At 71.8% G+C, this 17,576-nt stretch carries 16 protein-coding genes and 3 pseudogenes; 14 read left to right on the forward strand and 5 right to left on the reverse strand.

The window, feature by feature from the left end; translation table 11 throughout:
- Positions 1-443: pseudogene (locus IE271_RS11655) on the forward strand (ABC transporter ATP-binding protein); the annotation flags it as partial.
- An 18-nt stretch (positions 444-461) separates the two neighbouring features.
- Here IE271_RS11655 and IE271_RS11660 read toward each other — a convergent pair.
- Positions 462-1,508, reverse strand: coding sequence for an SDR family NAD(P)-dependent oxidoreductase (locus IE271_RS11660; RefSeq protein ID WP_190190182.1), 1,047 nt, complete (start codon positions 1,506-1,508; stop codon positions 462-464).
- A gap of 62 nt (positions 1,509-1,570) precedes the next feature.
- Here IE271_RS11660 and IE271_RS11665 point away from each other — a divergent pair, with 62 nt between their 5' ends.
- Together IE271_RS11665 and IE271_RS44315 are read left to right on the forward strand one after the other, a co-directional pair.
- A complete protein-coding gene (locus IE271_RS11665) occupies positions 1,571-2,143 on the forward strand; it encodes a TetR/AcrR family transcriptional regulator (RefSeq protein ID WP_373308750.1) in 573 nt (190 codons plus the stop codon).
- Positions 2,059-2,569: pseudogene (locus IE271_RS44315) on the forward strand (Type 1 glutamine amidotransferase-like domain-containing protein); the annotation flags it as partial. The gene IE271_RS11665 and the pseudogene IE271_RS44315, both read left to right, overlap by 85 nt.
- Positions 2,570-2,609: 40 nt before the next feature.
- Here the strand turns inward: IE271_RS44315 and IE271_RS11675 are convergent.
- Positions 2,610-3,503 (reverse strand): LysR family transcriptional regulator, encoded by an 894-nt coding sequence (locus tag IE271_RS11675; protein WP_190190183.1) that lies wholly within the window; start codon positions 3,501-3,503, stop codon positions 2,610-2,612.
- Between the two features lie 101 nt (positions 3,504-3,604).
- Between IE271_RS11675 and IE271_RS11680 the strand changes: the two genes are divergently transcribed.
- Together IE271_RS11680 and IE271_RS11685 are read left to right on the forward strand one after the other, a co-directional pair.
- Positions 3,605-4,693 carry an alcohol dehydrogenase catalytic domain-containing protein gene (locus tag IE271_RS11680; RefSeq protein WP_190190184.1) on the forward strand — a complete coding sequence of 363 codons (1,089 nt, stop codon included), beginning with the start codon at positions 3,605-3,607 and terminating at the stop codon, positions 4,691-4,693.
- 1,718 nt (positions 4,694-6,411) lie between these two features.
- On the forward strand, positions 6,412-6,948 hold the full coding sequence (locus tag IE271_RS11685) for a DUF1269 domain-containing protein (protein ID WP_190190185.1): 537 nt from the start codon (positions 6,412-6,414) through the stop codon (positions 6,946-6,948).
- A gap of 101 nt (positions 6,949-7,049) precedes the next feature.
- Here IE271_RS11685 and IE271_RS11690 read toward each other — a convergent pair whose 3' ends face one another.
- On the reverse strand, positions 7,050-7,955 hold the full coding sequence (locus tag IE271_RS11690; RefSeq protein WP_190190186.1) for a helix-turn-helix transcriptional regulator: 906 nt from the start codon (positions 7,953-7,955) through the stop codon (positions 7,050-7,052).
- A gap of 134 nt (positions 7,956-8,089) precedes the next feature.
- Between IE271_RS11690 and IE271_RS11695 the strand changes: the two genes are divergently transcribed.
- The 8 genes and pseudogenes from IE271_RS11695 (at position 8,090) to IE271_RS11735 (ending at position 15,061) form a co-directional block, all read left to right on the forward strand.
- On the forward strand, positions 8,090-8,800 hold the full coding sequence (locus tag IE271_RS11695) for an MFS transporter (RefSeq protein ID WP_229919270.1): 711 nt from the start codon (positions 8,090-8,092) through the stop codon (positions 8,798-8,800).
- A complete protein-coding gene (locus IE271_RS11700; protein WP_190190187.1) occupies positions 8,793-9,152 on the forward strand; it encodes a DUF6204 family protein in 360 nt (119 codons plus the stop codon). The genes IE271_RS11695 and IE271_RS11700 overlap by 8 nt, the downstream gene beginning before the upstream one ends.
- 148 nt (positions 9,153-9,300) lie before the next feature.
- Positions 9,301-10,473: an epoxide hydrolase family protein gene (locus tag IE271_RS11705; protein ID WP_190190188.1), complete on the forward strand. Its 1,173-nt coding sequence runs from the start codon at positions 9,301-9,303 to the stop codon at positions 10,471-10,473.
- 620 nt (positions 10,474-11,093) lie between these two features.
- Positions 11,094-11,461: pseudogene (locus IE271_RS44320) on the forward strand (IS256 family transposase); the annotation flags it as partial.
- A gap of 432 nt (positions 11,462-11,893) precedes the next feature.
- A complete protein-coding gene (locus tag IE271_RS11720; RefSeq protein WP_190190191.1) occupies positions 11,894-12,781 on the forward strand; it encodes an SDR family NAD(P)-dependent oxidoreductase in 888 nt (295 codons plus the stop codon).
- Positions 12,782-13,462: 681 nt separating this feature from the next.
- Positions 13,463-13,855, forward strand: coding sequence for a hypothetical protein (locus IE271_RS11725; protein WP_190190192.1), 393 nt, complete (start codon positions 13,463-13,465; stop codon positions 13,853-13,855).
- A 106-nt stretch (positions 13,856-13,961) separates the two neighbouring features.
- The gene (locus IE271_RS11730) at positions 13,962-14,651 is read left to right on the forward strand and encodes a DJ-1/PfpI family protein (protein ID WP_190190193.1); all 690 of its coding nucleotides are present in this window, start codon (positions 13,962-13,964) and stop codon (positions 14,649-14,651) included.
- Between the two features lie 80 nt (positions 14,652-14,731).
- Complete coding sequence (locus IE271_RS11735) at positions 14,732-15,061, forward strand: hypothetical protein (protein ID WP_190190194.1); 330 nt, start codon at positions 14,732-14,734, stop codon at positions 15,059-15,061.
- A 170-nt stretch (positions 15,062-15,231) separates the two neighbouring features.
- Here the strand turns inward: IE271_RS11735 and IE271_RS11740 are convergent, their stop codons facing one another.
- Positions 15,232-15,828 carry a dihydrofolate reductase family protein gene (locus tag IE271_RS11740; RefSeq protein ID WP_190190195.1) on the reverse strand — a complete coding sequence of 199 codons (597 nt, stop codon included), beginning with the start codon at positions 15,826-15,828 and terminating at the stop codon, positions 15,232-15,234.
- Between the two features lie 324 nt (positions 15,829-16,152).
- Between IE271_RS11740 and IE271_RS11745 the strand changes: the two genes are divergently transcribed.
- Positions 16,153-16,554, forward strand: coding sequence for a hypothetical protein (locus IE271_RS11745; protein WP_190190196.1), 402 nt, complete (start codon positions 16,153-16,155; stop codon positions 16,552-16,554).
- A gap of 254 nt (positions 16,555-16,808) precedes the next feature.
- Here IE271_RS11745 and IE271_RS41885 read toward each other — a convergent pair whose 3' ends face one another.
- Entirely contained in the window at positions 16,809-17,543 is a 735-nt protein-coding gene (locus tag IE271_RS41885) for a class I SAM-dependent methyltransferase (RefSeq protein WP_229919271.1), read from the reverse strand.
- Between the last annotated feature and the right edge of the window lie 33 nt (positions 17,544-17,576).

The raw sequence follows: 17,576 nt of genomic DNA on the forward strand, positions 1-17,576 counted from the left end.
AGCGCCAGCGGGTCGCCCTGGCCCGGGCCCTGCTGCGCGACGCCCCGATCCTGCTGCTCGACGAGGCCACCAGCGCGCTGGACTCGGAGAGCGAACTGCTCGTCCAGGACGCTCTGTGGCGGCTGATGGACGGACGCACCGCCCTCGTGGTCGCCCACCGCCTGAGCACCGTCGCCGGCATGGACCGCCTCGTCGTCCTCGACCAGGGAGACATCGTCGAGCAGGGCACCCACGGCGAACTCCTCGCCGCGGGCGGCGCCTACGCCAAGCTGTGGCGGCACCAGTCGGGCGGCTTCCTCGGCGGGAACCCCGAACCGGCCTGCGGGGACGGGGACGGTCTGCCGGCAGCCGGCCTCACCGGCCTGTCGGTACCGGCCGGACCGGGGCCGGACCGGGGCCGCACGGCATCACCCCAGGCCCGCACCAGTACCCGACCCGGGTGACCGGCCGGTTCCCGGCCGTCACCGGGCCGCCCTACGTCCGAGCAGCCGACCTGTCCCACCTGTATGCCTTACGGGACCTGGGCCGGGGCGAGGTCGGACGCGGAGCAGGTCGGTCGAGACGCTCCAGAGGCGCTTGGCGGTGGCGGGGTCGAGCGCCCATTCCTTGACACCGTGCGGGTGCTGCGCGAGGTCGGCGTCGTTCGGCACGGTGCAGGCCTCTTGCGCATCGTCGAGGTAGTGGCCGCCGGAGTGGGCGAACTCGGGGGCGACGGCTGCGACGACGCTGGTGGCGGCGCCCTGCTCGACCGTCTTATAGGTGAAGACTCCGGCGGCTTCGGCGGCGTCGAGGGATGCCTTCTGTTCCGGTGTGAAGTTGCGCTGCAGTCCGGTCGCGACACCGCCGGGGTTCACCGCGTTGGCGACGATGCCGTCGGACGCCCAGCGGTGGGTCGCCTCGACGGCGAAGAGGGAGTTCGCCGTCTTCGACTGGGCGTAGGCGATCTGCGGGTCGTAGCTGCGGCGCTCGAAGTGCAGGTCGTCGAAGTCGATGCCGGACCGCATGTGCGCCGTCGAGCTGACCGAGACGATCCGTGCTCCGTCGCGGTCGGCCGCTCCTCGGGCCAGGGCGTGGTGAAGGCCGGTGGCCAGGGCGAAGTGGCCGAGATGGTTCGTCGCGAACTGCAGCTCCCAGCCCTCCTGCGTCCGCTCGAGGCCGCCGGTGACCACGCCGGCGTTGTTGATCAGCAGGTGGAGCGGGCCGTCCCACGCGTCGACGCATCGCGCGACGGAGGCCCTGTCGGCGAGGTCGAGCCGGACGACGTGGGGGCGGATCCTCCCGGTCGACTTCCCGATTGTTTCGGCGACAACGCCACCCGCAGCCGTGTTTCGGACGGCGAGTGTGACCTCCGCCCCGGCCGAGGCCAGCGCACGAGCCGTTTCGGCGCCGAGTCCGGAGGACGCCCCGGTCACGATCGCACGGAGGCCGGTGAGGTCGATGCCCTGCAGTACTTCGTCCGCAGTGCTGGAGGAGGTGAAGGGCGTGGATATGGGTTTGCGGGCGTCCATGGCGCGACTATACGCACTAGACTGAATTTGTATAGTGTGATTCTCGCTCGTATGCTCGCTCCATGAGCAGTCCCGACGCCGGCCCTTCGCCGTCGACAGCCGCTGACACCGACCGTCGAATCATGGTTCTGGAGTCCGCCATGGCCACGTTCGCGCGATTCGGTTATCGGAAGACCTCGATGGAGGAGGTGGCGCGGGCGGCGCACATCTCCCGGCCCGGGCTCTACTTTCTCTTCTCCTCGAAGGAGACTCTGTTCCGTGCCGCGGTCACCCAGGTCTTGGACCGCGACATCACCGCTGTCGAACAGGTCCTGGCCGATGGCGACCGCCCCCTTCCAGAGCGCCTCCTCGAAGCGTTCGACCAGTGGGCGGGCCGCTACATCGGCCCGCTGGCGCGCGATGTCGCGACGGTCGTCGAGGACAACCCCCACATCCTCGGAGAGATCGTCGAAACCGCGCCGCGACGTTTCGAAGTATTGATCACAGACGCGATCGCCGTCGAGTCAGGACCAGAGGCGGCCCTCCCTGTCGCACAGACGATGATCAGCGCATCGATCGGCCTCAAGCACCAGGTCACCTCAAGGGAGTCCTACCTCGAACGGCTGGCGGTCGCCATCGGTCTCCTGGTGCGCTGAGAACGCTCCCGGCCTCATGGAATCGCCCGCGGTCTCGGGTGTGGGAACAGCGCCAACAGCCGTGGCCGGAGCCGGGGCGGGCCTCGGCCGCGTTGAAGGACGACGACGCCCTGCGCACGTTCCTGCTCTCCCAGGACGTCATCTACGCAGGTGGGGGCAATACCGCGAACCTGCTGGCGGTCTGGCGCGAGCACGGCGTGGACCGGCTGCTGCGCGAGGTCTTCGACCGCGGGGACCTTGCTGTGCGGCATCAGCGCTGGTGCCGACTGCTGGGCCGAGGGCTCGCACACCGACTCCTTCGGGCCGCTCACGCACCTCCCGGACGGGTTGGGGCTGCTGTCCGGCTCAATCTGCCCGTACTACGACAGTGAGCCGGGCCGACGAGCGTCCTGCCAGGCAGCCGTGGCCGACCGCGGTGTCCCGTCCGTGAGGGGGACGTGCGGTGGTGCGTGGGGTCTGGCGGTGTTCAGAGGACCGAGGCGATCGCCTGGGTGACGGCCGTGATCGCCGGGGTGGGGCGGCCGGGGAGGCGCGCGACGAGGATCCGGCGGATCTCGGGGGGTGCGCCGTCGACGTGCAGCAGCCTCACCCCGGGCGGCAGTACCGGTGCGAACCGGGACGGTACCGTCGTCACGCCGAAGCCGCCGGCGACCAGTCGGAGCTTCGTCAGCCAGTCGCGCGCGGAGTGGCTGACGCGCGGCCGTCCGGGCAGGCCGGGCCAGACGCCGAGCAGCGGCTCGGAGTTCGACGACGGGGTGGCGATCCACGCGGCGCCGACCAGTTCGTCGACGTGCACCGCGGTGCGTCCGGCGAACTCTCCGGCCGACGCCACCGCCACGACCAGGTCGGTGTCCGCGACGGTCTCGACGTGCAGGCGCGGCGCGTCGCCGTCGAAGGGCCGGTGGGGCGGGCGGGACGTCAGCACGGCGAGGTCGAGCGAGCCCGCGCGCAGCGCCCGGGTCAGGGTGGGCGTGGTGCCCTCGCGGGTGGTGACCGTGATCTGCGGGTCGGCGGCCGCGAGGTGGGCGAGTGCGGCCGGCAGGATCGCCGCGCCCGCGCTCGGGACCGCCCCGAGCCGTACCGGTCCGGTGTGCGGGGCGGTGCCGGCGAGTTCACGCTCGGCCGCCGCGAGCGAGGCCAGGACCGTGTGGGCGTGCCGCAGCAGGGTCAGGCCGGCGGGAGTGAGCCGTACCCCGTCCGGACGGCGTTCGAACAGGGTGGTGCCCGCGCTGCGTTCGAGGGCGGCGGCCTGGCGTGAGACGGCCGACTGCGTGTAGCCGAGCCGGGCGGCCGCCGCGGTGAAGCTGCCGGACTCGGCGATCTGCCGCAGGACCCGCAGCCCCGCGCTGGAGATGTCCATGCGGTCTACGCATACCACGGATGCCTGATCGTCGCTTCCCGCATGCCCGTTCGGTTCCTAGTGTCGATCCCACGAGCACGGACGAACACGGAGGCCATCACGTGCGAGCAGCAGTCCTGACGCGGTTCGGCGCCCCGCTCACGGTGCGGGAGGTGCCCGACCCCGACCCCGGAGGCGGTGAAGTGCTGGTCGAGGTGCTCGCCGCCTGCGTGGCGCCCTACGCCGGTGAGGTCTTCGGCGGCGAGCGGAACTACCCCCTGGTCCCTCCTGTCGTGCCCGGTACGGGCGGCGTGGGACGGATCGTGCACCTCGGTCCGGACGCCACCCGGCTGCGCGTCGGCGACCTGGTGTGGTGCGACTCCACGGTGCGCTCGCGGGACGACGCCCTCACCCCCGACATCACGCTCCAGGGCTGGAGCTCGCGCGGGGAGGGCGGCGGGCGGCTGGCCGAGTACCTGCACGACGGCGCGTTCGCCGAACTCATGCGGGTGCCGACGGAGAACGTCTTCCCGCTGCCCGCCGCGGCAGGGGACGATCCGGCCCGCTGGGCCGCACTCACCGTGCACACCATCTCCTACGGCGGACTGCTGGCGGGCGGGCTCGCGGCCGGTGAGACACTGCTCGTCAGCGGGGCCACCGGCAACCTCGGCAGCAGCGCGGTCGCGGTCGCCCTCGCGATGGGAGCGGGCCGCGTGGTCGCCCCGGGCCGCAACCGGGCCGCGCTCGACCTCCTGGCCGGCCGGTTCGGTGCGCGACTGCGCCCGGTCGTGCTGAGCGGCGACGAGGCCACCGACCGGGCGGCGATGTCCGCGGCGGCCGACGGCCCGGTCGACATGGTGATCGACCTGCTCCCGCCGAGCGCCCCCAGTTCGGCTTCGCGCGCGGCGGCCATGACCGTGCGCGAGTACGGGCGCGTCGTCCTCATGGGCGGCGTCGGCATGCTCGGCGGCGACGACCTCGCCCTGCCCTACCCCTGGATCATGCGCAACTCGGTCACCGTGCGCGGACAGTGGATGTACCCGCGCACGGCCAACGTCGGCATCGTCCGGCTCCTCGCCTCGGGCGCCCTGGACCTCGCCCCCGAACGGGTCCGGTCGTTCGGCCTCGACGCCGTCAACGACGCCGTCGCGTACGCCGCCGCGCACGGCGGCCCGTTCGACCGCACCAGCCTCACCCCGTCGGCCGGCTGACAAGCCCCACCGATCCGCCCGACGCGGGACCACCCCGACGGTCGAGGTGCCTGGCCGCGGCACTGCTCGCCTGCCGGTGGCGAGATCGCTGTGCTACCGGCCCGGCATCCCGGCCCGCCCGAACCACCGCCTGCGCCGGCACACCGGCCGTGAGGGCTCGACGGCTTCCTCATGGAACCGGCCCTGCCCTCGGCAGACCCCGGAACGCCGAGATCAGTGAGGTCGCGGCCATGACGAGGACCACGCCCCCGCGCCCTTTCGACATCGAGGCCCTCTTCCCGGAACTGGTCGGCTTCCGAGGGACGACCACGCGGCTCCGGCCGCGTGTCGGTGAGCCTGCACGATCAGCCCCGGTCCGGGTCTGCAGGGGTTGGTGTGGTCGGCGCCGAGCAGTGGGCCCGGCCTGCCCGCCACCGTGCCAGCCGTGGTCGCGGGCGAGGGCGGCCGTGCGGGTGGGCCGGATCAGTTCGTCCGGCCGGTGCGACGCCTGCCACCACCACACGATTACCACGTGGGCCGACGCGAACGCCTGCTGCGGGACTGTGTCCTCGGGCCGCGGCCCGGCGGGCGAGGGCGGGCCACAGCCGCCGGGCGCGGCCGATGTCCGGCAGGCCGCCACGTCCAGCTGCTCGCTCGGGCGGTGGAGGTCGGAGCCGTGCAGTCGGCGCCGGTGGTGCGGGTATACGCACTGCCCGTACGGCACGAACCGCACGGCCCCCACCCGGCGCCCCGTTCGGCGGGCGGTACACAGCCCGCACGCCACAGCGACCGAAGCGACCGAAGCCGCCACCCGGCACCGCGCCCCCGGCCGCACCCCGTGGTGGGGCGTGTGGCCGGTGGTGAAGGCGGCCGGCCCCTTGGGCCAGGACGGCAGCGCCCGCGCCGGCACGCCGGCGGGCACGCCGCTGGAGTCCGTACCACCGGCCGCTTCCCGCCGACGCGGAGACCCACCGGTCTCCTACCGCCCTGACCAGCCACCTCCCCACGTACGCGGAGAGCACCTGCTCGCTCGGACCGGACCCGGCGGTCCGGATTCCGACCGAGTGCGAGGAGGAGAACGGCGTCGCGATCGCCTCGGCAACCTGCTGGTGCAGCCCGCCGCCCGGAACAGGCGAAGCGCCCGCCGGGGCCGAGCTGAAGCCCGTCACCCCAGGCTCCGGTTTCTCCGGTGGTCAGCCTGCGCGACGACAGTCGTTCGCGACGGTAGTCGTTGACGAGGTCGGTGACGGCTTGTCGGCGCTTGACCTGGGCGGTCGGCCTGCGCTGACGGTCGGCGAGCAGGTCGGTCCCGCTGCGCAGCGGCTCGACGCCGTCTCCCTTCCTGAAGACGCCCGCCTTGCGGCCGGGGTCGAAGTCCTCGGGCGGACACACCGTCGTGCCCGGCTCGGCCCTCGAGGGTCGGATGAAGTCCGTTATGCGTTCCGCCCGGTCGTCGGCCACCGCCGTTCGCCGCTCCTCCCAGCTGGCACGGCTGATCGGCTGGTGCGTGCTCGATCGGAGTGCATCGGCCAGATCACCCCGTCCCATGGCAGCAGCCTCACCCGGCAGGGGTGGTTCAGTGCTCGTCACAGCGGTTCGGCCTCTTCAACGGCGCGTGCATCACCTTGATGCCGGGGCGCCCGGTGGCCTCCGGCGCACGCTCCTCACCCGCTGCGGAGGATGCGTCCCAAGGGAACGGGCCGCCCAATGGAACCAACCCGGCGAAGGAGGATGCCGTCATGTCCGAGATGGGTCCCGTTCAACTGCTGGCGGTCGCTTTCGGACCGGACGCGGCGTTCGAAGGGCGGATCATCGAGGAGCTGGAGGAGCTCACGGCCAAGGACCAGATCCGCGTGCTGGACCTGCTGGCCGTGCAGAAGAGCGCCGAGGGCGATCTCGTTGCCCTCGACTATCAGGCGGAGGGCATGGGCGACACGGTCGGCGCACTGCTCGGGCTGGAGGCCGGCAGTCTGAAGGAGGCGGAGAGGGTCTTTCCCTCCCTGGCGCCGGGGCGGCCCTTCGGCCTCGGCCCGGAGGACATCCGAGAACTGGCCGACGCGCTTGAGCCGGGCACCGCGGCGGGCTTCCTCCTCCTCGAGCACCGGTGGGCGAAGGAACTGAAGGACGCGCTCCGCGCACAGGGAGGCGTCCCCCTTGCGGAGGGCTTCCTCACCGCAGAGGCGCTCGCTTCCGTGGCCGCGGAGATGCTGGAGGCCACCGCGCGGCTCGAGAAGGACAGCACGCAAAAGCGTGAGAAGCGCGCGAAGAAGGCATAAGTGCGCGGGGTCGGGAAGCGCCCGTGTTCTCCGACGCCTCCAGCGCGGTCCGGGCGCCAGAACACCCTTCGGGCATCAGGGCGGCCTGGGCGACAGGCCGCTCAGCCGAGTCGGTCAGTGGGCTCTGCCGCCCGGGAGCGGGTCGCCGCCAGGCTCGCGAGGAGCCTGAGGCGGTCCTCGGAGGTGCTGCCCGGTTCGGCGGTGTAGAGACTCAGGTCGTGCACGGCTCGCTGCGACACGGGCAGGTCCAGGGACTGGTAGGTCAGCTCCAGGGTGCCGACCTCGGGGTGCTGCAGGCGTTTGACGCCCTCGTGGCGGATACGGACGTCGAGCGCGGCCCACATGGTGCGGAAGTCGGCACTGAGGGTGGACAGCTCGCCGATCAGCTCGCGCAGGGCCCGGTCATGCGGTTCACGCCCGGCCTCGGCCCGCAGCAACGCGACGGTGGCGGCGGCGCCGGCCTCCCAGTCGGTGAAGAAGTCCTGTGAGCCGGGGTCGAGGAAGTGGTAGCGGGCGAAGTCGGCGCGGCCGCGCCTGTCGGTGGTGGGACTGTCGAACATCGGCGCGTGCAGGGTCCGGGCCAGCGGATTGGTGGCAACGACGTCCAGGCGGCCGTTGCGTACGAAAGCGGCGGACATCGTGACGGAGTCGAGCAGCCACTGGATGCGGGGCGGGGTCTCGACGTCCCTGCGACGCGACGGCGTGCGGCGGGCGTGCCGGGCGGCGCGGGCCAGGTCGAACAGGTAGGTGCGTTCGTCCTCGTCCAGCTGCAGGGCCTGGGCGACCGCGGCCAGGACATCTTCGGACACGCCGCTGATGTGCCCTTTCTCCAGCCGGGTGTACCACTCGGTGCTCACCCCGGCCAGCACGGCGACTTCCTCGCGCCGCAGCCCCGGGACGCGGCGCCGGCCGCTGGTGGGCAGCCCGGCCTGCTCCGGGGTGATCCTGGCGCGGCGGCCGGCGAGGAAGTCCCGGATCTCCGCGCGGTGGCCGTGCTGGTCGTCCATGTGTTCCACGGTAGCCAGCGAGGGGCGCGGAGGGAGGTCGAGCTTGTACCCCCTATGAACGCGACCTTCTCCACCCGCGAAGCTGCCGGTCTCCTGGGACACGTACCCCGGTCACGACCCCACGGAGATGAACCTTGAGTACGCGAGGAGGGACCCTCCCCGCCCCCGGCGGCGTACGGGCCGGCCGGCCCCGGCAGGCGTCCGCCGCCCGGCTTCCGCTCGTCGTGTACGTGCTTGCACTGGGCACGTTCCTGATGGGCACCACCGAGTTCGTCATGGCCGGCCTGCTGCCCGAGATCGCAGGAGACCTGCACGTCAGTGTCGCCCGGACCGGCCTTCTGATCACGGTCTTCGCCGTCGGGACGATCGTCGGCGCGCCGCTGACGGCGATGCTCACGCTGCGGTTTTCCACGCGGCTGACCCTGATGCTCGCCCTGGGCGTCTTCGCCGTCGGGCACGTGGTCGTCGCCGTCGGCTCCGGCTTCACCCTGCTGCTCGTGGCCCGCTTCGTGACGGCGATCGCCACCGGGGCGTTCTGGGCCGTGGCCAACGTGGCCGCCACCCGCGCCGCGGGACCGGCCGCGAGCGCCCGCGCCCTCGGCCTGGTCGGGGCCGGCGCCATGCTCGCCAACGTCGTCGGCGTGCCGCTGGGCGCCTTCGCCGGCCGGCTCATGGGCTGGCGCGGCCCCTTCTGGACCCTCGCCGCCCTGGCCGCGGCGGCCATCGTCATGATCGCCCGAACCGTCCTCCACGACGGTCCTGCCCGGCGGACGGTGTCGTCGTCTCCGCTGGAAATATCGGTGGAGCCCGGCCGACCTCACTGGTTAGTGTCGCGGGATGAGTAACCGGACCTTCCGTATCACCGTCCGCGGTGTCTTCGACGGACTCAGCACCGATCAGCGTGCAGAGCTCCTGGCCCGCGCCGCAGAGCACGATGTTCTGCGCGCGGCCTTCACGCCCGAGGGGCACCTCAGTTACGACCTGGCAGCGCGATCCGCCTTCACCTTCCGGTTCCTGGATTCCGGGGAGGAAGAGGAGGACATCCTGGAGGCGTCCGAACGCGCCGAAGAGGCGGCGAAGGCGTGGCTGACCGAGCGCGGCTATGGTTACAAGAACCTCAGGTCCCAGGCCGAGGACCTGTCCCAGGCGCCACTGGGCAAGCGGCAGCGCCGCGCGGCAGCCCAGCGGAACCTCTGAACCCTGCGGCTGCGTCGGTGGGCGGGGGCACTGTCCTGATGTGAGAGCTGTGGTGTGTCACCGCTGTCACCAAGCGATGAATATGCGGGACGTGCACCGGTATGAAGTTGAGGGATCGCAGCCGGTTCCACGATGGTCAGGAGGTCCCATGCCCCGTTCGACCAGCGACGTGCAGGCGTTCGAAGCCCGCGCAACCGACGCCGACCTCGACGATCTGCGCGCGCGATTGGCCGCGGCGCGGTTACCGGAGGCCGAGACGGTCCATGGAGCCGCGCCCGGCCCCCGCCGGTGGGAACAGGGTGTTCCGCTCGCCGACCTCGTCGATGTCGTGGACTACTGGCGCTCCGGGTACGACTGGCGGTCGTTCGAGGAACGCCTCAACCGGATCGGCCAGTTCCGCACGACCATCGATGACCTGGGAATCCACTTCCTGCACCGCCGGTCCGCGCGCGCGGACGCCACTCCTCTGATCCTGACGCACGGCTGGCCGGGCAGCATCGCCGAGTTCGTCGACGTCGTGGACGAGCTGGCGGATCCGGACGATGCGGACGCGCCGGCGTTCCACGTCGTGGTCCCGTCGCTGCCAGGCTTCGGTTACAGCGACAAGCCGGCCGCCACCGGGTGGGGAACCGAGAAGATCGCGGCCGCATGGGTGGAACTGATGGGACGGCTCGGCTACGACAGGTTCGCGGCCCACGGCGGAGACTGGGGAGGTGTTGTCACCACCCTTCTCGGCGGCAGGTTCCCGGCGCACGTTCTCGGCATCCACACGACGTTCGCGGAGGCACCGCCCGGACTGACCATGGACGGGCTGACGGCGGCCGAGCGCGAATGGACCGAGGAAACCCGCGATTTCGCACGCCACCGCACGGCCTACGCGAAGCAGCAGGCGACCGGACCGCAGACCATCGGCTACTCGCTCGTCGACTCACCGGTCGGGCTCCTTGCCTGGATCCTCGACAAGTTCGCCGAGTGGTCCGACACCGAGGACAGCCCGTTCGAGACGATCTCCAAAGACCGCGTACTCGACGACGTCACCCTGTACTGGCTGACCCGGACCGGCGCATCGGCGGCCCGCATCTACTACGAAAGCCACAACTCGCTCGACCCGGATCTCCGAGTCGACGTCCCGACAGCAATCACCATGTATCCCCGCAACATCGAGAAGTGCCCGCGCCCCTGGGCCCAGGCGCGCTACCGGCAGATCGTCCGATGGAGGTCCCCCGAAGCCGGCGGACACTTCCCGTCGCTGGAGGTTCCCGAGTATTTCGTCAAAGACCTGCGAGAGGGCCTCGCGGCAGTACTGGCCGCTCGTCGGTGAAAGCCGGCTGGGCACCGGCACTCGAACACCGCCTGATCCGGCTCAAGGCGTCGCCCGACGGCCTTTCAGGCCGAGCTCATCGAGATGGCGGAACGTCGCCGGACAGAGTGCGGCGAAGACGGCATGGGGACGTTTGACGGATGAGCAGTGCAGGGAACGTCCGTTCTGGTGGATCTCAAAGCCCACTCGGCCATCACCTTCGGCTACGAGGAGCCGGCAAAGCAGCCGACCGTGGCCTCGAGCAGCGTGCGGCAGTCGCCGACACGGATGCTCCCACGCCGTTCGGGTCACTCGCACCGGACTCCGGTGCGAGTGGCCGACCGTTTCGGCAAGCCCAGGAGGCCGGGGCGAATCCGGTGTGACTGAGCGCGGTACGTGGCTCCGGACAGCCAACTCCGATGCCCAGAAGCGGCCCGACGGTGACACCGAGCGCAAGCCGGGCCGCCTGCTCGTGCCGAGCAGTGGGACCCGCGGGTCCCACCCCGGGGTGAGGGGATCGGGGCAGGGTCATCGGGCAGGGCGAGCAGGCCGACGTCCGTCTGCTCGACGGATGCTTCGGTGAGCTCTCCGTGGGCGAGCCGGTCCCGCTCCTCGCCGTGGCCGCCGTAGAAGGCGACCCGGCCGCCCTGGAGGCCGAGGTCGACCGGTACGCAGCCGATCCCGCCGCGGAGAAGGACGAGAACGATCGCCGCCTGGTGGTCCGCAGCGGCCACCACCAGCCCCGCACCGCGGCCACCGCCGCCGACCCATCGAGGCCGCCGCCCCGTGCGTGAACGACCGCCGCGTCGACGAGGCCACCGGCGCGCGCAAGCGGTACACCTCCAAGATCCCGCCCCCGTGCTGCCGCAGGTCCCCGAGGATCGCCGAGGTGCTGCCCGCCCTGTACCTGCACGGCCTGTCGAGCGGGGGCTTCGTGCCCGCGGCGGAGCCGTTCCTCGGCTCCGCCGCCGGTCTGTCGCCGGCCACCGTCACGAGTATGAGCACCGAGCGAGTCCATGCCTGCGAGCCCGTCTTCCCGTATGCCCCTCATGTCCGCAACGTCTGGGGACTCCTCCGGTCCGGTCCCGCTGGTTCACACGTCGAGCGCGGGCCATGCACGCGCTGAGCCACGTGGGGGCGGCCCCAGGGGCCGTGCCTTCCTCACCCGGGATCTCCTCTGCCGCCACCGTTCAGGCTCGCACGAGTCCGGCGGGCTCGCGGCGGAAGGCGGGCGCGGGCGCAGTCCGTCGAGGACGGTCTCGGCGACGGCGTCGGCGAACCCGGAGGTGAGCGGGCCCTCGCGGTGCAACCGCCGTAAGAAAAAAGGCGAGACGAACCGTCTTGTGAAGCGGCGGTGATCGGGCTACGGTGGCGTCTCGATGGAGCGAGACGATCCGTCTCGTCACGTCCAGGTTCCCGCTCGTCCGCCAGGAGGCACCCCATGACCGCCGCGCCTGCCGCTCCCACCGCGGCCCGGACCGACGGCCGGGTCTGGTTCATCACCGGGGCCGGCCGGGGACTGGGCCGGGCGTTCACCGAAGCCGCCCTCGCCGCCGGTGACCGCGTCGTAGCCGCCGCCCGCACTCCCGCCGCGCTGCAGCCGCTCGCCGACGAGCACGACGACCGCCTGCTCGTCCTCCCCCTGGACGTCACCGATCGCGCGGCGGTGCACACCGCCGTCGACACCGCCGTCCGGCACTTCGGCCGCCTGGACATCGTCGTGAACAACGCGGGCTTCCTCGCCATGGGAATGATCGAGGAATTCGACGAGGTCCTGGCCCGTGCCCAGATGGACACCAACTTCTTCGGCGCACTGTGGGTCAGCCAGGCCGTGCTGCCCCACCTGCGCGCCCAGGGGTCCGGACACATCGTGCAGATCTCCAGCATCGGCGCACTCGGCGGATTCGCCCTCACCGGCATGTACAGCGCCAGCAAGTTCGCTCTGGAAGGCATGAGCGAGGCCCTGGCCGCCGAGGCCGCCGCCTTCGGCGTCAAGCTCACCATCGTCGAACCCGGCGGCTACTGGACCGATCTCTACACCACCGGCCTGAGGACCACCCGGCCCCTGGACGCCTATGCCCCGCTGCGCGCCGAGCTGGAGAAGCAGTTCGCCGAGGCGTCCGTGGACAGCCTGCCCCACCTGGCCGCGGAAGCCCTCATGAAGCTCGTCGACAGCGAGGACCCACCGCTGCGGCTGCTGCTCGGCGGCCTCGCGTACGACACGGCCTTCGACATCTCGCGGAAGCGGATGGACACCTGGGCCGCGTGGGAGGACGTCAGCCGCGCCGCCGAACAGGCGGCCGAGGCCCCCGAAGGGTACGGATCCTGAGGGCGACGCACCTGGCCATGCGGGCCCCGGCCGCTCCGGTGCCCGGCCGGCCCGTCAGCCGGCACGGGCGGTCGGACCGCTCCGGCGGCCGGCGGCCCAGGGGCCGGGACTCCGGCTCCCGCATCGCACCCGCGCTCACCACGAGAGGGGCCGGGAGCGGTCCCGGTCCTCCAGCCGATGCGGGAACATCCACACAGCACGCTGTGTTGTGACAGGCGTGGTCGTGGGAGGGGACAGTGTCCCCGGGCCTCACCTATTGCTTGCAGGGACGATCGTTCGGCTGAAGCCCTGCAATGCCTTTCGCCGCGTAGGCGACCGCCCCTCCTGCGATCACGGCCGCAGCCCCGGCCGGAACCCCCCTCCGGCCGGGGCTGCACGCATGATCACCCTGTTGGGCGAGCCTGCGGCCGCGAAGGCGGGGGAGCCGGTAGTGGCACGGAATGCTCTCGTGCGCGTGTGGTGGTGTGGGGCTGCGGCCGGTTTCCTGAGGGCCGGCCGCAGCCCTGCCGGACGTCACCAGGGGCGTCGTTCCTCCAGTTGCGAGCGCTCGGCGCCAGCCGCATCCGCTTGTGCCGCAGAAGGCACAGCCATGCGCTTGTGCCGTGCACAGGGTCCAGGGAGCGTCCTTGTGGGCGGGGCGCCGGCGGAGACGGTCCGCCGCCGACCGTTGCGGAGGCGAGCGTGACCGGCGTGCACGGCGCAGAAGACGCCGGACGGTTCTCCGCGGTCCGCACCCTCGCCGGCACCGTCACCGCGCTCAGTCCGCAGGGCGGGCTGACCGTCCGGACGGTCGCCGTGCTGCGCCGGGCCGTCATCGCCGACCCGACCGGCCTCCTCGCCCGCGTGGTGGCGCTGCCGTCGCCGTCCACGTGCAACCGGTTGCGGAGAGGTCCGCCCGGGCGCCGACCGGACCGGACCGCCTGGTCCAGGGCGGGTACGGCGGAGGGCGCGGATGGCGGGACAGCAGCTTCCCGCCAGGTTGCGGACCAGCCTTCGCCCCGCGCGGGACCCCGCTGTGAACAGGTGCTTGGCGAAGCCTCGGCCCTCGATGGGCCGCTGACGATTTTCCGTTGAACGATGACACTTTTGCCGCTGGGAGGCACGGCGGAGCCCGCATAGCGTCGAGCACGTCCGCAGCCCGACACCGGACCGGCTGCGACGTCACCCGCGAGGAAGTGTCATGCACGTTCAGATCGTTCTGTTCGACGGTTTCGACCCGCTCGACGTCATCGCCCCCTACGAGGTGCTGTACGCGGGCGGCGTCGCCTCCGGCGGCGCGGTGAGCGTGGAGCTCGTCTCGGCCGAGGGCGCCCGTGAGGTGGTCAGTGGTACGGGAGGGCTGGCGCTGCGCGCCACGGCCGCCCTGGACGCCGAACGCCCGGGCTGTGTCCTGGTACCCGGCGCCTCGGGCCGCATCGGCGAACCGGGCGAGGTCCCCGAGGAGGACGAGGGGTCCGGCGAGGCGGAGCGGGACGAGTTCATTCCCGTGCTGCTCGGCCGCACCCTGACCACCGAACTGCCCGCGCTGCTGAAGACGGCGATGGCCCGTCCGGACGTCACGGTCGCCACGGTGTGCGGCGGCTCGCTGGTTCTCGCCATGGCCGGGCTGCTGGAGGGGCGCCATGCCACCTCTCACCACCTGGGCCTGGACCTGCTGGACGCCACCGGCGTCCATGTGGTGAACGCCCGCGTCGTGGACGACGGCGACCTCGTCACCGGCAGCAGCGTCACCTCCGGGCTCGACCTCGGCCTGTACCTCCTGGAGCGTGAGGTGGGTCCCCGCGTCGCGCACGCCGTCGAGGAGCTGTTCGCCCACGAGCGGCGCGGTGTCGTCTGGCGCGCGCGGGGACCGGTGCCCGCCCCGTTCTGACTCCGCCTCGGGCCGGCTCGCCTCCTGCCCCGCCCCGCACCCGTTTCGTCCCGCACCACACCGTGAGGAAGCAACGCATCATGCAGTCCGCCGAAGGCACCTGGGATCTGACCATGTCCACCCCGATCGGCCGGGTGGAGGCCGTGCTCGACATCGGCCGCCGCGACGGCGTCCTGACCGGGTCCGCCCACGGGACCGGCGAGGAGGTTCCCCTGACCGAGGTCGTCCTCGACGGCGACCGGCTGACGTGGAAGCAGGCCATCACCAAGCCCCTGCGGCTGAACCTGGCCTTCGACGTGACGCTCGACGGCGACACCCTCACCGGCACGTCCAGGGCCGGACGCCTCCCCTCCTCCAAGGTCACCGGCCGGCGGCGCGGCATCCCTTCCGAGCCCGCCACCGGGACGTGAGCACGGGGCGCTCGCGGCCACCGCGCATCGCGGCACACGTCGAACCCGTCACCCTGATCGTTCCGTCGACCGCCCTCGCCACGGCCCTGGCATGCGGCACGGCGGTGCCTGCGTGACCCTCCGAGCGCGCCCGCGTCCGGTCTTTCGCACGCGCCGCCCGTCCGGAGCGTTCAGCTGCCGGCGCGCGTGTAGGTGAGGAACACCGCGCCGCTGTCGAGGACGGTGTGATCTGCGAGGGTCCAGGTGCGCGGGTCGAAGGCGGCCTTGCGGGAGAACAGCGGGATCCCGTCGCCGATGGTCAGCGGGGCGACTTTGAGGATGAGCGTGTCGATCTCGGCGTACAGGGAGCCCGCGAGCTCGGCGCCGCCCAGCAGCCAGATGTCCTTGCCGTCCTGCTGCTTGAGTGCGCGCACGGTGGCCACCGGGTCGTCGGCGACCAGTTCGACGGCCGGGTCCGGGCTCTGGGTCAGGGTCCGGGAGAACACCAGGTGCCGCAGGTGGGGATAGGCGTCGGTGAGGCCGGCCGCAAGACCGATCTCGTAACTGCGCCGCCCCTCCAGCACGGTGTCGAAGTGCGTCCCCCGCGCCGTGACGGACAGGGCCTGCCGGGCCTGGACGGGCAGCGTCTCCGGGTACTCGGCCACGAGGTGCTGGATGTAGTCCTCCGGTATGGGCCAGAAACCGTCGGGGCCGCTGGGATCGCCGCCGTCCGGGCCCGCGATGAAGCCGTCGAGAGTGGTGGCGATGTAGTGGACGAGTCTGCGCATGCCGGTCCCTTCCGTCGATCACGCCGTCGCGTTACGGCCCGGCACTGCCGGGTGGCGTGCCGAGGTGCGAGGCCACTGAGCGATCATGGCATCCGGCCCATCGACACGAGCACCGTACGGTCGAACCTCGGAGGTCGGTCCAGGGGTGCGGATCGGCTTCGGCCACGATGATCGCCTCGCCGACGCGACCGAGGCCGGCGAGGGGCCCAGAACCGAAAGGGGAGCTCGATGCCGTGAAACGGTCGTTCGGGCATGCGAGGGGCGCGCTCGCAACGCATAGGATCCACCGCGGAGCGAGAAGCGCGGCGTGACGGGGAGCACTTCATGGACGAAGCGTTGTACGTGCGGTTTCAGGGCACCGAACGGCACCCGCGAGGGCATTTCCCCGGCGTCTTCATCCTTGCCAATGAACTCGCGGCACAAGGCAAGCTGACCGAGGAGCAGTACCGGTTCTGGAGATCCAACAACGACTGGTACGACGCCAATTACCCCAACCCGACCCATGTCGATCCGCAGGTGTACGCCCCTGAGGTGCATCCCGGTGCCGTCGCCTGGTTCAAGGCGTCTGCGGTGGACCTCATCAGGCGCGTGGACGGGTACCTGGAGCTTCTCGCCGCGCACGCAGTGGAGTGCCGCCGTCTGGAGGCCGCGAATCCCGGCCGGATCGTCTACGAGGACGAGTACCAGGTCGTGGTCGTGCCGGAGGGGGAGCCGAGCGCCGGTTGATCCGAAGGGCGGCGGTCGCCGTCCGGATGCAGTCCGGCATCGGCCGCGGCGCGCTGGTGCAGCCGCAGGGCGCGGTCGCCGGCCGGGATCCTCTCCTGATGCGCAGCAGGTTCTTCCGAGGCCCGCTGAGGGGGGACATGACCGCGGACACCCTTCTGAGCATCACGATGCCGACGGACGGGTCGTTGACGTAGGCCACTGCGCGCCGAGCGTCCACGGCGCGCTGCCACACCGGCGGCACGCAGCGGCCGGCGTCAGGGGTGAGCGAGACAGGCGGCTCGGTGCCGAACACCCGCAGGCGGATGTAGGTGTACTCGCCCTCGCGCAGCCGCGGGGCACGCGACAGGGTAGGCAGGCACTCCGCCGTCAGCGGGATGCGGCCCGACTCCACCCGAGGGCAACAGCCACCCCGGCGGCCGGTCAGCGTCTCCACCTCGTCCTGGGGCAGACTCTTGGCACGGGACCACGCCGTGCCGGCGAACGGGCCGGCAGCCCGACGTCCTTACCGAGCCGGTCTGTGACAGCGGGTCGCCCCCCGGACGGCCGAGGAGGAGATGTCCGCCGGGTGCCAGGGTGCGGTGGAACTCCGCGAACACGACCGGCAGCAGTTCCGGAGGGGTGTGGTGGGTGGAGTAGCAGACCAGGATGCCGCCGAGCGTGTCGTCCCCGATCTCCAGCGCGGTCATGGAGCCCACGGAGAAGCTCAGGTCCGGATAGGTGCTGCGGGCCAGTTCGATCATCTTCGGGGACACGTCGACGCCGAATGCGGAAACCCCGAGTCCGGCCAGGTGCGCCGTCACTCTTCCGGGTCCGCAGCCCAGGTCCGCGACCGGTCCTCGGCCGGATGCCTGCACCAGCTCGGCGAAGGCGGTCAGCATCGAGCGGGACAGGGGGTCCAGCTCGGACGGGTTCTTGACGAGGCTGACGTAGTCGTCGGCCACGGTGTCGTACGACTCCCGGACCGCGGCAAGGTGGGAAGGCTCGGTCACACGATGAATCTAGACGGGTGCACTGACAGCGCC

The sequence above is a fragment of the Streptomyces minutiscleroticus genome (assembly GCF_014650875.1).
Lineage (GTDB): Bacteria > Actinomycetota > Actinomycetes > Streptomycetales > Streptomycetaceae > Streptomyces > Streptomyces minutiscleroticus.